The following is a 14414-nucleotide window of genomic DNA, read 5'->3' on the forward strand; positions in this document are numbered from 1 at the left end:
CCTCGACTGCGCGAATGTAATTAAGCACCACGCTCGTCCGCCCGGCCGGCCCTTCAGGCCGGAGGCGGGCCCCCCAGGTCCAAGACGATCAGCGCCGCCCCCGCCAGCACCAGCGCGAAGCCCCACCAGTCGGCCACGGCGGGGCGATCGCCCACCAGCGCCATCGCGCCCAGCACGCCGACCACCGGCACCATCAGCGTGGTCAGGGCCGCCACCGTGGCGCTGACCCGTTCGCTCAGCACGAACCACAGCCAATACGCCACCGCCGTGCCCAGCACGATGTGGAACGTCAGCGCTGCCGCCACCCGCGGGCTCCAGCCCTGCGTTGGAAAGGTCTCGCCCGCCAGCAGCACGCCGGCCAGCGCGCAGGCCGCGCCCACCGCCAGTTGCCACGCCGTCACCACGATGCGGTGTCCCATCACCGGCCAGCGCTTCAGGTAGACCGTGCCGGCGGCCCACCCGAAGGCGGCGGTGAGCGGAAACGCCAGGCCGCGCGCGGCGGCCAGGTCGTGATCGGCGAAGATGGCGCGCAGCACCGGCCAGGCCAGCACCGCCACGCCCAGCCCGCCCAACAACAGCGCCAGGCCGCGGCGGCGGTCCAGCCGTTCGCCCAGCACGGCCCAGGCCAGCAGCGCCGACATCATCGGCATGGTGAAGGTCAGCACCGCGGCGCGCGAAGTGCTGGTGCTGAGCTGGGCCCAGGCCACCGCCAGGTTGAACACCGCCACGGCCAGGATGCCGCCGATGACGATGCCCCGCCACGAGGCGCGCGGCGGCAATAGCGGCAAGCCCTTGGCGCGCGCCAGGACCAGCAGCAGCACGGCGCCGCTGCCCAGGCCCAGCAGCCGCAGGGTGAACGGCGGACAGATCGACAGCACGATCTTGACCGCCGGCCAGTTCAAGCCCCAGAACAGCGCCAGCGCAACCGGGATCAGGCGCACGCGGCCCTTTCCCGGGCGATCAGGTCGGCCAGGCCCTGGCGCTGGTTGCCTTCGGCGTCGAAGTTGGCGGGATCGAGCCAGCTTTCGTAGGCGGCGCGCAGCGCCGGCCATTCACTGTCGATGATGGAGAACCAGGCGGTGTCGCGGCTGCGGCCCTTGTAGACCGTGGCCTGGCGGAAGATGCCTTCAAACTGGAAACCCAGCCGCGCGGCGGCGGCGCGCGACGGCGCGTTCAGGCTGTCGCACTTCCATTCGTAGCGGCGGTAGCCCAGCTCGTCGAAGGCGCGGCGCATCAACAGGAACTGCGCCTCGGTGGCGATACGGGTGCGCTTGAGCAGCGGCGAGAACGCCACGAAACCGACTTCGATCACGCCGTTGGCCGGGTCGATGCGCATCAGCGACAGCGAGCCGATCGCGCGGCCGCTGGCCAGGTCGATGACCGCATGGTGCATGGGATCGCTGACGGCATGGGCCTGCGCCTGCTCGGCGAACTGGCGGTAGGCGGCGGCGTCGGCGAACGGGCCGACGCTCATGTAGGTCCAGTCACGGCCGTCGGGCGCCTGGCTGAAAGCGGCATACAGGTCCGCCGCGTGGCGCTCGGCCGACAGCGGCTCCAGCCGGCAATATCGGCCCTTAGCGGGCGCCACGGGCGGGCGCGGGCGCGGGGTCCAGCCGGGCAGGTCGGGGCCGACGGGTTGTTCGAATGCGTTGACGCGGGGTTGCATGCTGCGAGGCCTCTCCAGGTTGGGGACGCCGCCGCCAGCGACGGACGCCCGCCAGGGGAATGCCGTGACGCCGGCCCCCTCTGGCACAGGCTCACAATAGCCAAAGCGTGGCATGATAAAAAGCACCACGTTCCATTTATTTAATAGAGCCATGACCGATCCAGCCGCCCTGCTCTCCAGCCCCCTGGCGCGCGGGCCGGGTGCCCTGCCGCGCCAGCGCCAACTTATCCAGCGGCTCAAGCAGGCCATCCTGGCGGGCCAACTGCCCGCCGGCGGCAAGCTGCCGGCCTCGCGCGTGCTGGCCGACGAACTGGACATCTCGCGCAATACGGTGCTGATCGCCTACGAGCAACTGACCGCCGAAGGCTATGTCGTCGCCGACCGCCAGGGCACCCGCGTGGCGCCCTTGTCGGCCGCCGCCGCCAGCGCCGCCAAACAGGCCTTGCGGCAAGCCGCCGCGCAAGCGGCCGGACAGTCGGGCACAGCCGACGCGCCGGCCTTGCGCACCGCCACGCGGCTGTCGCGCATCGTCTCGACGCGCGCCCCCAACGACGGCTCGCTGCCGCTCACGCCCGGCACGCCGGCGCTGACGCAGTTTCCCATCAATGCCTGGCGCCGGGCCCAGGACCGGGCGCTGCAGGCCGCCCCCGCCGCCACGCTCGCCTATGGCCCGCCGGCCGGCGAGCCGGCCCTGCGCGAAGCCATTGCCCAGTATCTGCGGGTATCGCGCGGCGTGCGCTGCAACGCCTCGCGCATTGTCATCACCGAGGGGGCACAGGGCGCGCTGGCGCTATGCGTGCAACTGCTGACCAATCCGGGCGACACCGCCTGGCTGGAGGAGCCCGGCTACCGCGGCGCCAAGTCCGCCTTCCACGCTGGCGACCTGAATGTGGTGGCGATGCGGGTCGACGGCGACGGCATCGCCATTACCGAGGACGACTGGCGCACCCGGCCGCCGCGCCTGATCCAGACCACGCCGACGCACCAGTACCCGACCGGCGCCGTGCTGTCGCTGGCGCGCCGGCTCGACTTGCTGGCGCGGGCGCGCCGCGCTGGCGCCTGGATCATCGAAGACGACTACGACAGCGAATTCCGCCACCAGGGCGAGCCCATCGCCGCGATGCAGGGACTGCTGCCGGACGCCCCGGTGCTGTATGTCGGCACCTTCAGCAAGACCATGTTCCCGGCGCTGCGGCTCGGCTTCCTGGTGCTGCCCGAGGCGATCGCCGAACCGGCCATGCCGTCGATCACCGAGATGCTGCGCGGCGGCCACCGGCTGGAACAACTGACCATGGCCGCCTTCATCGAAAACGGCCAGTTCTCGCGCCACTTGGGCCGCATGCGGCGCCTGTACCGCGAGCGCCAGGCGGCCCTGCGCGAGGCGCTGGCACAGCACCTGGGCATCGATCACGAAGTGCTGGGCGGCCATAGCGGCCTGCACCTGACGGTGCGGCTACCGCCCGAGGTGCCGGACCGCGCCATCGTCGAACAGGCCCGCAGGCTTGGCATGAATCCCAATGCCCTGTCGGCCTTCGCCATCGCCCCCCGGCCACAGGACAATGGCCTGGTGATCGGCTACGGCAACACCGGCGCCGACCGCTTTCCGGCGCTGGTCCGGCAGTTGGGCAAGCTGGCGGCGGCGCTGCGCGCCTGAATCGCGGCCGGCGGCCCGACGGCCCCGATCCGTGGCCGACGGCTTGCCGGGTGCAGCAGACCGGAAGCGCCAGGGCGCGGTGGCGCAACGCCCCGTTTCAGCGGCGCGAATCCAGCGCCATGCGCACGGCCAGGCCGGCCAGCACGGTGCCCATCAGCCAGCGCTGGATCGCGATCCACAGCGGCCGGCCCGCCAGGAAACCGGCGATGGAGCCGGCCATGAGGGCGATGGCGGCATTGACCGACAGGCTGATGGCCACCTGCGTCAACCCCAGCGCGAGCGACTGGGCGAACACGCTGCCGTGGTCGGGTTGGATGAATTGCGGCAGCAGCGACACGTACAGCACCGCGATCTTGGGATTGAGCAGATTGGTCACCAGGCCCATCGTGAACAGCGTGCGCGCACTGCTGGCCGGCAACTCGCGCACCTGGAACGGCGAGCGGCCGCCCGGGCGCACCGCCTGCCAGGCCAGGTACAGCAGGTAAAACGCGCCGCCGAAGCGCAGCGCATCGTAGGCATAAGGCACCGACATCAGCAGCACGGTCAGGCCGAAGGCCGCGCACAGCACGTAGAAGACGAAACCCACCGCCACGCCGGACAGCGAAATCAGGCCGGCCTTGGGGCCTTGGGAAATCGAGCGCGACACCAGGTAGATCATGTTGGGCCCGGGCGTGAGCACCATGCCCAGGGCGACCAGGGCGAACGTCAGGAGATTGGCGATGTCGGGCATGATGCGCCGGCGCGGGCCGGTCGGTGGTGGGGGGGGAAGATGCACCACGTTATCTGAAATCTGTATCGGAACAGCGGGATTTCTCGCGGCCGCGACGCGCGTGTTGCGCGCCCGCCGCAGGCCGCACCGAGCGGGCGGCGACGGCCCGCGGCGCGGCCCGGATACAACAGCCGCGCCGCAATTAAATGTGGCCGGATGGGAGTGGCGGCCGTACCGGGATACAGTGGTCGGATCGCCCCGCCCGCAGGGCCCGCGCGCGGCGCCGTTGACTGTCGACACGTCCCAGGAAAGGTCCGCCCATGCCACCACGACATCCCTCCCCCGCCGTCCCGCGCGCCGGCGCCATCCGCGTCGGCATCGGCGGCTGGACCTACGCGCCGTGGCGCGGCCCCTTCTACCCCGAAGGCCTGCCGCACGCGCGCGAGCTCGAATACGCCAGCCGGCAGCTCACCGCCATCGAGATCAACGGCACCTATTACAGCAGCCAGAAGCCGGCCACCTTCGCCAAATGGCGCGATGAAACGCCCGATGATTTCGTGTTCTCGCTCAAGGCCTCGCGCTACGCCACCAACCGGCGCGAGCTGGCCGGCGCCGGCGAATCCGTGCACCGCTTCGTGCACGGCGGCATCGCCGAACTGGGTCCCAAGCTGGGGCCGATCGTGTGGCAGTTCGCGCCCACCAAGGCGTTCGACGCCGAGGACTTCGGCGCTTTCCTGGCGCTGCTGCCGGACCAGGTCGACGGCCTGCCGCTGCGCCACGTGATGGACGTGCGTCACGCCAGCTTCGCCTGCCAGGCCTACCTGGCGCTGGCGCGGCGCCACGGCGTGGCCACGGTCTACACCGACAGCGAGGACTTCCCGTCGCTGGCCGACCGCAGCGCCGATTTCGTCTACGCGCGGCTGATGCGCGCCAGCACCGCCTTCAAGGCCGGCTATGCGCCCAAGGTGCTGGATGCGTGGGCAGAGCGCCTGAATACCTGGGCGCGCGGCGGCGACCCGGCCGACCTGCCGCGGGTGGACGCGCGCAAGCCCGCCGCCGCGGCGCGCCCGCGCGATGTATTCGCGTTTTTCATCAACGGCGCCAAGGAACGCGCGCCGGCGGCGGCGCGCGCCATGATCGAACGACTGTAGCCGGCGCGCCATGCCGGCCTGGCGTGGCGCCCCAGGCCGGCCCCGGCCAGGCCGGCAACCGCCTCAGCCGGCGACCGGCGTGCGCAGCGTCACGAACTCTTCGGCCGCGGTCGGGTGGATGCCGATGGTGTCGTCGAACACGCGCTTGGTGGCGCCGGCCTTGAGCGCGATGGCGATGCCCTGCACGATCTCGCCGGCTTCCGGGCCGACCATGTGCACGCCCAGCACCTTGTCGGTGTCGGCGTCGACGATCAGCTTCATCAGGGTCTTTTCCTGCGATTCGGTCAGCGTCAGCTTCATGGGGCGGAAGCGGCTTTCGAACAGCTTGACCGTGTGGCCGGCGGCGCGCGCCTCTTCGGTGGTCATGCCGACGGTGCCGATGTTGGGCAGGCTGAACACGGCGGTCGGGATCAGCTTGTAGTCGACCTTGCGGTATTCCTCGGGGCGGAACAGGCGGCGCGCCACCGCCATGCCCTCGGCCAGCGCCACCGGCGTCAGCGGCACGCGGCCGATGACGTCGCCCAGCGCCAGGATCGACGGTTCGCTGGTGCGGTATTCGTCGTCCACCGCGATGAAGCCCTTCTCATCCAGCTTGACGCCGGTGTTCTCCAGGCCCAGGTTGTCCAGCATCGGCCGGCGGCCGGTGGCGTAGAACACGCAATCGGTCTCGATCACGCTGCCGTCCTTGAGGGTGGCGGCCAGGGTGCCGTCGGCGCGCTTGTCGATGCGCGCCACGTCGGCGTCGAACTTCAGGTCGATGCCCTTCTTGACCAGTTCATCGCGCAGGTGCTCGCGCACCGCCTGGTCGAAACCGCGCAGGAACAGCGGGCCGCGGTAGACCTGGGTGGTCTGCGCGCCCATGCCGTTGAAGATGGAGGCGAACTCGACCGCGATGTAGCCGCCGCCCACCACCAGCACCCGGCGCGGCAGCGCCTTCAGGAAGAAGGCCTCGTTCGAGGTGATGGCGTGTTCCTTGCCGGGGATGTCCGGCACCTGCGGCCAGCCGCCGGTGGCCACCAGGATGTGGGCGGCGGTATAGGACTTGCCATCGACCTCGACGGTGTGCGGGTCCTTGATACGGGCGTGGGCTTCCAGCAGCGTGACGCCGCTATTGACCAGCAGGTTGCGGTAAATGCCGTTAAGACGCTCGATCTCGCGGTTCTTGTTGGCGATCAGCGTGGGCCAGTCGAAGCGGGGTTCGTCCACGCTCCAGCCGAAGCCGTGGGCCTGCTCGAAGTCTTCGCTGTAGTGGGCGCCGTAGACCAGCAGCTTCTTGGGCACGCAGCCCACGTTGACGCAGGTGCCGCCCAGGTAGCGGCTTTCGGCCACCGCCACGCGCGCGCCGAAACCGGCCGCGAAGCGGGCCGCGCGCACGCCGCCGGAGCCCGCGCCGATCACAAACAGGTCGAAATCGAATGCCATGGTGTTTCCTTCGCCGTCCCGCTGCCGGGACGCGTTCACTGTCGGGAGAAGCGCTATTTTGCACCAGTGCGCCGGTGGCCGCCGGCTTGCCCCTGCTATCGGCAGGCCGTCGCGGCGTCGGATTTCGCCGCGGGCACCACAGACGCGCTGCCTTGGGCTACAGTGACCGCCTGGGGCGCCGTTGTCGCCCCGCCTCACCGGAGCACATCCCATGTCGCTTGAAACCTGGTTGGCCTTCCTTGGCGCATCCGCCCTGCTGCTGATGCTGCCCGGCCCCACCATCCTGACCGTCATCAGCTATTCCCTGACCCATGGCAAGCGCGCCCGCCTGCCGCTGGTGCTGGCGGTGGCGCTGGGCGACTCCACCGCCCTGGCGCTGTCGCTGCTGGGCCTGGGCGCGCTGCTGTCGGCGTCGGCCTTCTGGTTCACCGTGGTCAAGACCGTGGGTGGCCTTTACCTGCTGTACCTGGGCTTCAAGCTGCTGCGCGCCGGCGTTTCGCCCGCCACGCTGCCGCAGGCCGGCGCGGCCGGATCGCGCTGGAAGCTGTTCGCCAACACCTACCTGGTGACGGCGCTGAACCCCAAGGGCATCATCTTCTTCGTGGCCTTCCTGCCGCAGTTCATCGACCCGGCCGGCGACGTCACGCGCCAACTGTGGATGCTGTCGGCCACCTTCGTGACCTGCGCGGGCATCAACGCCGCCGCCTACGCCCTGTTCGCCGGCTCGGCGCGCCGCCTGCTGGCGTCGCCGCGCGCGCAGCGCGGCTTCAACCTGGGCGGCGGCACACTGTTGTCGGCCGCCGGAGTCTGGGCATTGCTGGCGCGTCGCGCCTGACACCTACTTCAAGGCAAGGCCGCCGACGCCGCTTCCGGATCCAGGCCGTAACGCCGGATCGCCTCGGCCGCCCGCTCGGCCGGCAATGCGCCCTCGTCCGCCAAGGCCTTGAGCGTGGCCAGCACGATATGGTGCCGGTCCACCTCGAAGAACGCCCGCAGCGCCTGGCGCGTGTCCGAACGGCCGAAGCCGTCGGTGCCCAGCGTCACATAACGGCGCCCGACGAAAGGCCGGATCTGTTCGGCCACGGTTTTCATGTAGTCGGTGGCCGCGATCACCGGCCCCCGCGTATCGGCCAGGCTCGTCTGGACGAAGCCCTGGCGCGCCGCGTCCAGCGGATGCAGGCGATTCCAGCGCTCGGTCTCCTGGCCATCGCGGCGCAGCTCGGCATAGCTGGTGACGCTCCAGACGTCGGCCGCCACGCCGAAGTCCTGTTGCAGCAGGTCGGCGGCGGCCAGGGTCTCGCCCAGGATGGCGCCGCTGCCCAGCAGTTGCGCGCGCCGCTCGCCCGGCGCGCCCTCGCGCAGCCGGTACATGCCCTTGAGGATGCCGGCCTGGGCGCCTTCCGGCATCGGCGGATGCGCGGTCTTCTCGTTGATCAGCGTCAGGTAGTAGAAGATGTCTTCTTCCTCCTGGTACATGCGGCGCATGCCGTCCTGCACGATCACGGCGATCTCGTAGGCATAGGCCGGGTCGTAGGCAATGCACGACGGGATCACCGAGGCCAGCACGTGGCTGTGGCCGTCGTCGTGCTGCAGGCCCTCGCCTTCCAGCGTGGTGCGGCCCGAGGTCGCGCCCAGCAGGAAGCCGCGCGCGCGGATGTCGCCGGCCGCCCAGGCCAGGTCGCCAACGCGCTGGAAGCCGAACATCGAATAGAAGATGTAGAACGGAATCGTTGCCACGCCGTGGGTGCTGTAGGCGGTGGCGGCGGCGATCCACGAGGCCATGGCGCCCGACTCGTTGATGCCTTCCTGCAGGATCTGGCCGCGCCGGTCCTCGCGGTAGACGCTGAGCTGGTCGGCGTCCTGCGGCGTGTACAACTGGCCCACGTGCGAATAGATGCCGACCTGGCGGAACATGCCGTCCATGCCGAAGGTGCGCGATTCGTCGGGCACGATGGGCACCACGCGCGCGCCGATCTGCGGGTCCTTGAGCAGTTGCGCCAGGATGCGCACGAACGCCATGGTGGTGGAGAATTCGCGGCCGTCGCTGCCCTTCAGGTGCGCGGCAAAGGCTTCCAGGCCCGGCGTGGCCTGCGGGCCGGGGCCGGCCGGACGCAGCGGCAGGTGGCCGCCGGCGCGGCGGATGGCGGCTTCCAGGTAGGCCTGTTCGGGGCTGCCGGGTTCCGGCTTGATGTACGGGATATCCTCCAGGCGCTCGTCCGGCACCGGCAGGTCGAAGCGGTCGCGGTAGGCGCGCACCGCCGGGTCGGCCATCTTCTTCTGCTGGTGGTTGGTGTTGGCGGCCTCGCCGGCCGCGCCCATGCCGTAACCCTTGACCGTCTTGGCCAGGATCACCGTGGGCTGGCCGCGATGCGCCAGCGCCGCGGCGTAGGCGGCGTGCATCTTGACCGGATCGTGGCCGCCGCGATTGAGCGCGCCGATCTCCTCGTCGCTCAGGTGCGCCACGCGTTCCAGCAGCACCGGGTCGGCCCCGAAGAAGTGTTCGCGCACATAGGCGCCGCCGCGCGCCTTGAAGACCTGGTATTCGCCGTCCACGCATTCCATCATGCGGCGCCGCAGGCGGCCGTCGTGGTCCTGCGCCAGCAGCGCGTCCCAGCCGCCGCCCCAGATCACCTTGATGACGTTCCAGCCGGCGCCGCGATAGACGCTTTCCAGCTCCTGGATGATCTTGGCGTTGCCGCGCACCGGGCCGTCCAGGCGCTGCAGGTTGCAGTTGACCACGAAGATCAGGTTGTCGAGTTTTTCGCGGCCGGCCATGGCGACGGCCGCCAGCGTCTCGGGCTGGTCCTGCTCGCCGTCGCCCAGGAAGCCCCAGACGCGCCGGTCCTGCGCCGCGATCAGGCCGCGGTCTTCCAGGTAGCGCATGTAGCGCGCCTGGTAGGCCGCCATCAACGGGCCCAGGCCCATCGACACGGTCGGGAACTGCCAGAAGCCGGGCATGGTGCGCGGGTGCGGATACGACGCCAGCCCGCCGCCGATCTCGCGGCGGAAGCGGTCCAGCTCCGCTTCGGACAGGCGCCCTTCCAGGTAGGCGCGGGCGTAGATGCCGGGCGCCGAATGGCCCTGGATGTAGAGCATGTCGCCCAGGTAGTCCGGCGTGGCGGCGCGGAAGAAATGGCGGTAGCCGGTTTCGTACAGCGTGGTGGCCGAGGCGTAGGTGGCGATGTGCCCGCCCACGCCCGAATGCTTGCCGGCGCGCAGCACCATGGCCATGGCGTTCCAGCGCAGGTAGGCATCCAGCCGCGCCTCGATGCGGGTGTCGCCGGGGAACGGCGCCTGGGCCGGCAGGCCGATGGTGTTGACGTAGGGCGTGACGCCGGCCGCGGCATAGCCGCCGCTGCGGGCGCGGTCCTGCTCGATCAGGCGGTCCAGCAGGTAGTGCGTGCGCGGCAGGCCTTCGTGCGCCAGCACCGCCTGCATCGCGTCCAGCCACTCGCTGGTTTCTTCGGGGTCGATGTCGACGCAGTCGATCTCGGGTTCCATGGGCATCCTCCTTGTGGTGCGCAAGCGGCGCCTGGACACGGAAAGGTCGGCGCCATCATTTCACATCGTGAATTGCATTTGCATAATGTGCAATTGCAATCGTAGGGAGGTTTTCGAACAATTGCAAGTGCAACTATTAAGGAAAATGGCGGCTCGCGCGCGGCATGAATGCGCGTGACGGCCCGCCCGCCGCGCGCCACGGCCGCCGGGCCTCTACAATCCGGGACAACGAAATCCCTGGAAAAGGAAGCGACCGCATGGCCACGGGCAAGCCCGACGCGTGGAGCCTCTTTCTCACCGCGCATGCGCTGGTGGTGGAAGAGATCGAAAAACGACTGTCCGCCGCCGGCCTGCCGCCGCTGGCGTGGTACGACGCGCTGTGGGCGCTGGAACGCGCGCCAGACGGCACCGCGCGCATGTTCGAGATGGCCGAGCGCATGGTCATCGCGCGCTACAACCTGACGCGCCTGATGGACCGCATCGAGGCCGCCGGGCTGGTCGAGCGCTTCCGTTCCGACGAGGACCGCCGCGCCACCTACGCCCGCATCACGCCGCAAGGCCTGGCGCTGCGCCGCAAGATGTGGAAGGTGTATGGCCCGGCCATTGACGAACTGTTCCTGTCGCAACTGCCGCCGGCGCAGCAGGACGCCATGGCCGAGCAGTTCCGCCAGATCGCCCGCCACGTGCGGGCCTTGTCCAGAACCACGACCTGACCGCCACGGAGTCCGCATGCCCGCCCGTCCGCCCCTGCACATCGGCATCGTCGCCTGCTCGGCCGAGGGCGCGGCGCTCTGCTACCGCACGATCTGCGCCGAAGGCGCGCAGCGCCTGGGGCCGCACGCGCACCCCGAGGTGTCGCTGCACAGCCTGTCGCTGGCGGACTACGTGGCGTGCCTGGAGCGCAATGACCTGGCCGGCGTCGGCGCGCTGATGCGGACCTCCGCCGACCGGCTGGCGCGCGCCGGCGCGGATTTCCTGATCTGCCCCGACAACACCATCCACCAGGCCCTGGGCCACGTGCTGCCGCAATCGCCGCTGCCGTGGCTGCACATCGCCGAGGAGGTCGCCGCCCGGGCTGCCGCGCGCGGGCTGCGCCGCATCGGCATCCTGGGGACGCGCTGGCTGGTCGACAGCCAGGTCTACCCCGACAAACTGCAGGCGCGCGGCCTGGACTTCGTGCGCCCCGCGCCGGCCGACCGTGACCTGCTGGCGCGCGTCATCATGAACGAACTGGTCTACGGCGTCTTCAAGCCCGAATCAGTGGCCTTGCTGCAAGGCGTGGTGGCGCGGTTGCGCGATGCCGGCTGCGACGCGGTGGTGCTGGGCTGCACCGAACTGCCGCTGGTGCTGAACGACGCCAACTGCGTCTTGCCGACGCTGGACTCGACCCGCATCCTGGCGCGCGCCGCCCTGGACCGCGCGCTGGCCTGACGCCTGAACTGGCGTCCCGCGCCCTCCGGGCCCCGCCCGGGGTCAGAGCTGGTCCAGCCCGTACTGGCGCAGGCGATCCAAATCCACCACCTTGATCTGGTTGTACGACAGCGCCAGCACCCCCTGGTCCGCCAGCGTCTGCAGCGCCTGGTTGACGCGCTGGCGCGACAGGCCGGTCAGGTAGCCCAGTTCTTCCTGTGAAATCGCCAGCGTCAGGTCGGTGGACGGATACAACTGCGGGTTGAACAGTTGCGCCAGCGACTGCGCCACGCGCGCATCGGCGTCCAGCAGGCGATGGTTCTGGATCGAGGCGATGAACTCGCCCATGCGGTCGTTCAGCTGGCCGATGACGAAATGCGAGAACGGCAGGCTGGCGGCCAGCAGCGCATGGAAGGTGGCGGCCGGCACCAGCAGCACCAGCGACGGCTGGATCGCCACCACGTCGTACTTGCGCAGCTCGCGCTTGATGACGCTGCCCTCGCCGAACCAGCCGCCCGGCGGCACTCCCGAGAACGTGCAACTGCGCCCCGACTCGTTGTAGATCGCCAGCTTCAGCAGGCCGCTGTGCACCCCCAGCCAGTAATCCGACGGCGCGTTGCGGCGCGCGATCCAGGCGCCGCTGGCCACATGTTCGGCGCGCGCCGTGGCCAGCACCAACTCCTGGTGCGGCGCGTCCAGCGCGGTGAACCAGGCGCAGCCGCGCAGCAGTCCGGCCAGCTCGGTCGGGGAAACAATGTTTGAAACATCGGACATGGAAAGAACCGTGTAAAACTGCGGATTGGACGCCCGGAAAAAGGTCTGTCATGCAGGCGACAGACACCATTTTCCGGCGGCCGATAAGCTAGGGGGCACCAACCTTCACAGGAGCCTCGCACAGGCAGGTAATCGGCCGCCAGGCCAGGCGTGGTCGCCGCCGCGTGGCTTTGCCACGCAAGGTGAGCGCAACGACGCCTGGCGGCCGATTACCTGCCTGCCCGTAGGGTGAGCGCCAAAATGAGCGCCTCTCTACGTTGCGAATGCTCGCCGTGGTCCCGCCACGACTGCGCTTCGCGCCTTGATAGTCGCTCATTTTGGCACTCATGCGAGGCTCCTGTGAAGGTTGGTGCCCCCTGGCAAGCAGCGGGATTCGCATCCACGATCAAACCGGCGATCCAGATCAAGTTTCCCGCACAAAAGCATATCCGGGCGCCCCCGCGCCCCACAGGAGACAAGCATGAGCAGCCTGTTCGACCACGGCCTGGCACGCCGTGACGCCAACTACGAGCCCCTCACCCCGGTCGACTTCATCGCCCGCGCCGCGCAGGTCTATGGCAACCGCCTGGCCGTGGTGCACGGCGCCGTGCGCCGCACCTGGGCCCAGACCTACGAACGCGCGCAACGCCTGGCCGGCGCGCTGGCCGCCGCCGGCGTCCAGCGCGGCGACACGGTGGCGGTGATGCTGCCGAACATTCCCGCCATGGTCGAGGCGCACTTCGGCGTGCCGATGCTGGGCGCCGTGCTCAACACCCTCAACACGCGCCTGGATACGCCCAGCGTGCTGTTCATGCTGGGCCACGGCGAAGCCCGCGCGCTGATCGTCGACACCGAATACGCCGAGCTGGCGCAGCGCGCCCGCGCCGAATTCCCGCACCTGAAAGTGATCTCGGTGCACGACCTGGACGGCGCCCCGGCCACCCTGCCCGGCGCCACCGACTACGAGGCCTTCCTGGCCGCCGCCCCCGCCACGTTCGACTGGCGCCCGCCGGCCGACGAATGGGACGCGATCGCGCTGAACTACACCTCCGGCACCACCGGCGATCCCAAGGGCGTGGTCTACCACTACCGCGGCGCGTATCTGAACGCCGTCAGCAACATCCTCGAATGGGACATGCCCAAGCATCCGGTCTACCTGTGGACGCTGCCGCTGTTCCACTGCAACGGCTGGTGCTTCGCCTGGACCGTGGCGGCGCGCGCCGGCGTCAACGTCTGCCTGCGCAAATTCGATCCCAAGACCGTGTTCGACCTGATCCGCGCCGAGGGCGTGACCCACTACTGCGGCGCGCCCATCGTGCAAAGCGCGCTGGCCAACGCGCCGGCCGAGCTGCGCGCCGGCATCAGCCACACCGTGCGCACCATGGTGGCCGGCGCCGCGCCCGCGCCGGCGGTGATCGCCAAGATGAAGGAAATCGGCTTCGAGCTGACCCACGTTTATGGCCTGACCGAAGTCTACGGCCCGGCCGCCGTGTGCGCCCCGCAGGAAGCCTGGAACGACCTGGAGGACGAGCAGCGCGCGCTGCTGACCGCGCGCCAGGGCGTGCGCTACCACCTGCAGGCCGGCGTCTCGGTGCGCAACCCCGACACCATGGAGGAAGTGCCGGCCGACGAGCAGACCGTGGGTGAGATCATGTTCCGCGGCAACATCTGCATGAAGGGCTACCTGAAGAACGAACGCGCCACCGACGAGGCCTTCAGCGGCGGCTGGTTCCACACCGGCGACCTGGGCGTGATGACGCCCGACGGCTACATCCGCATCAAGGACCGCAGCAAGGACATCATCATCTCCGGCGGCGAGAACATCTCCAGCATCGAGGTCGAGGACGCCCTCTACCGCCATCCGGCCGTGGCCGCCGTGGCGGTGGTGGCCATGCCCGACCCCAAATGGGGCGAGACGCCCTGCGCCTTCGTCGAACTCAAGCCCGGCCACAGCGCCACCGCCGAAGAGATCATCGCGCACTGCAAGCTGCTGCTGCCCGGCTTCAAGGTGCCGCGCGCGGTGCGCTTTGGCGAACTGCCCAAGACCTCGACCGGCAAGATCCAGAAATTCGAACTGCGCGCCGCGGTGGGTTCCACCCGCGCCATCGACGCCACCTGATTCCCGTTTCCCAGATACCTCGCCCGGAG

General features: G+C 69.8%; 12 protein-coding genes. 6 read left to right on the top strand and 6 right to left on the bottom strand.

What is annotated here, in order from left to right; translation table 11 throughout:
• Positions 1–53 precede the first annotated feature (53 nt).
• Positions 54–941: a DMT family transporter gene (locus tag AC6LKG_RS20100; protein WP_498167333.1), complete on the bottom strand. Its 888-nt coding sequence runs from the start codon at positions 939–941 to the stop codon at positions 54–56.
• Positions 932–1666 (bottom strand): GNAT family N-acetyltransferase, encoded by a 735-nt coding sequence (locus AC6LKG_RS20105; protein ID WP_498167335.1) that lies wholly within the window; start codon positions 1664–1666, stop codon positions 932–934. The genes AC6LKG_RS20100 and AC6LKG_RS20105 overlap by 10 nt, the downstream gene beginning before the upstream one ends.
• Positions 1667–1778: 112 nt before the next feature.
• Here AC6LKG_RS20105 and pdxR point away from each other — a divergent pair, with 112 nt between their 5' ends.
• On the top strand, positions 1779–3320 hold the full coding sequence (gene pdxR, locus AC6LKG_RS20110) for a MocR-like pyridoxine biosynthesis transcription factor PdxR (RefSeq protein ID WP_498167337.1): 1542 nt from the start codon (positions 1779–1781) through the stop codon (positions 3318–3320).
• 97 nt (positions 3321–3417) lie between these two features.
• Here pdxR and AC6LKG_RS20115 read toward each other — a convergent pair whose 3' ends face one another.
• A complete protein-coding gene (locus AC6LKG_RS20115; RefSeq protein ID WP_498167340.1) occupies positions 3418–4050 on the bottom strand; it encodes a LysE family translocator in 633 nt (210 codons plus the stop codon).
• 299 nt (positions 4051–4349) lie between these two features.
• On the opposite strand from AC6LKG_RS20115, the gene AC6LKG_RS20120 reads away from it, so the two are divergent.
• Positions 4350–5180: a DUF72 domain-containing protein gene (locus AC6LKG_RS20120; protein WP_498167343.1), complete on the top strand. Its 831-nt coding sequence runs from the start codon at positions 4350–4352 to the stop codon at positions 5178–5180.
• A gap of 63 nt (positions 5181–5243) precedes the next feature.
• Here the strand turns inward: AC6LKG_RS20120 and gorA are convergent, their stop codons facing one another.
• Positions 5244–6602, bottom strand: a complete 1359-nt coding sequence (gene gorA, locus AC6LKG_RS20125) for a glutathione-disulfide reductase (RefSeq protein ID WP_498167345.1) — start codon at positions 6600–6602, stop codon at positions 5244–5246.
• 211 nt (positions 6603–6813) lie between these two features.
• On the opposite strand from gorA, the gene AC6LKG_RS20130 reads away from it, so the two are divergent.
• On the top strand, positions 6814–7437 hold the full coding sequence (locus AC6LKG_RS20130) for a LysE family translocator (RefSeq protein ID WP_498167348.1): 624 nt from the start codon (positions 6814–6816) through the stop codon (positions 7435–7437).
• Between the two features lie 8 nt (positions 7438–7445).
• On the opposite strand, the gene aceE is transcribed toward AC6LKG_RS20130, so the two are convergent.
• Positions 7446–10103, bottom strand: coding sequence for a pyruvate dehydrogenase (acetyl-transferring), homodimeric type (gene aceE / locus AC6LKG_RS20135; RefSeq protein ID WP_498167351.1), 2658 nt, complete (start codon positions 10101–10103; stop codon positions 7446–7448).
• A 257-nt stretch (positions 10104–10360) separates the two neighbouring features.
• Between aceE and AC6LKG_RS20140 the strand changes: the two genes are divergently transcribed.
• Both AC6LKG_RS20140 and AC6LKG_RS20145 read left to right on the top strand, forming a co-directional pair.
• A complete protein-coding gene (locus tag AC6LKG_RS20140) occupies positions 10361–10816 on the top strand; it encodes a MarR family winged helix-turn-helix transcriptional regulator (RefSeq protein ID WP_498167352.1) in 456 nt (151 codons plus the stop codon).
• A 16-nt stretch (positions 10817–10832) separates the two neighbouring features.
• A complete protein-coding gene (locus tag AC6LKG_RS20145; protein ID WP_498167355.1) occupies positions 10833–11534 on the top strand; it encodes an aspartate/glutamate racemase family protein in 702 nt (233 codons plus the stop codon).
• Between the two features lie 42 nt (positions 11535–11576).
• Here the strand turns inward: AC6LKG_RS20145 and AC6LKG_RS20150 are convergent, their stop codons facing one another.
• On the bottom strand, positions 11577–12287 hold the full coding sequence (locus tag AC6LKG_RS20150; protein WP_498167357.1) for a Crp/Fnr family transcriptional regulator: 711 nt from the start codon (positions 12285–12287) through the stop codon (positions 11577–11579).
• Between the two features lie 460 nt (positions 12288–12747).
• On the opposite strand from AC6LKG_RS20150, the gene AC6LKG_RS20155 reads away from it, so the two are divergent.
• Complete coding sequence (locus AC6LKG_RS20155) at positions 12748–14385, top strand: acyl-CoA synthetase (protein WP_498167359.1); 1638 nt, start codon at positions 12748–12750, stop codon at positions 14383–14385.
• The last annotated feature ends 29 nt before the right edge of the window (positions 14386–14414 follow it).

This window comes from Achromobacter sp. 46006, assembly GCF_059761975.1.

What these genes read in the sequence shown, in the direction of transcription:
- pdxR (WP_498167337.1), top strand. Translation starts at nt 1,779, where the DNA reads ATGATAAAAAGCACCACGTTCCATTTATTTAATAGAGCCATGACCGAT.
- AC6LKG_RS20145 (WP_498167355.1), top strand. Translation starts at nt 10,833, where the DNA reads ATGCCCGCCCGTCCGCCCCTGCACATCGGCATCGTCGCCTGCTCGGCC.
- AC6LKG_RS20155 (WP_498167359.1), top strand. Translation starts at nt 12,748, where the DNA reads ATGAGCAGCCTGTTCGACCACGGCCTGGCACGCCGTGACGCCAACTAC.
- AC6LKG_RS20140 (WP_498167352.1), top strand. Translation starts at nt 10,361, where the DNA reads ATGGCCACGGGCAAGCCCGACGCGTGGAGCCTCTTTCTCACCGCGCAT.
- AC6LKG_RS20120 (WP_498167343.1), top strand. Translation starts at nt 4,350, where the DNA reads ATGCCACCACGACATCCCTCCCCCGCCGTCCCGCGCGCCGGCGCCATC.
- AC6LKG_RS20130 (WP_498167348.1), top strand. Translation starts at nt 6,814, where the DNA reads ATGTCGCTTGAAACCTGGTTGGCCTTCCTTGGCGCATCCGCCCTGCTG.
- AC6LKG_RS20105 (WP_498167335.1), bottom strand. Translation starts at nt 1,666, where the DNA reads ATGCAACCCCGCGTCAACGCATTCGAACAACCCGTCGGCCCCGACCTG.
- aceE (WP_498167351.1), bottom strand. Translation starts at nt 10,103, where the DNA reads ATGGAACCCGAGATCGACTGCGTCGACATCGACCCCGAAGAAACCAGC.
- AC6LKG_RS20115 (WP_498167340.1), bottom strand. Translation starts at nt 4,050, where the DNA reads ATGCCCGACATCGCCAATCTCCTGACGTTCGCCCTGGTCGCCCTGGGC.
- gorA (WP_498167345.1), bottom strand. Translation starts at nt 6,602, where the DNA reads ATGGCATTCGATTTCGACCTGTTTGTGATCGGCGCGGGCTCCGGCGGC.
- AC6LKG_RS20150 (WP_498167357.1), bottom strand. Translation starts at nt 12,287, where the DNA reads ATGTCCGATGTTTCAAACATTGTTTCCCCGACCGAGCTGGCCGGACTG.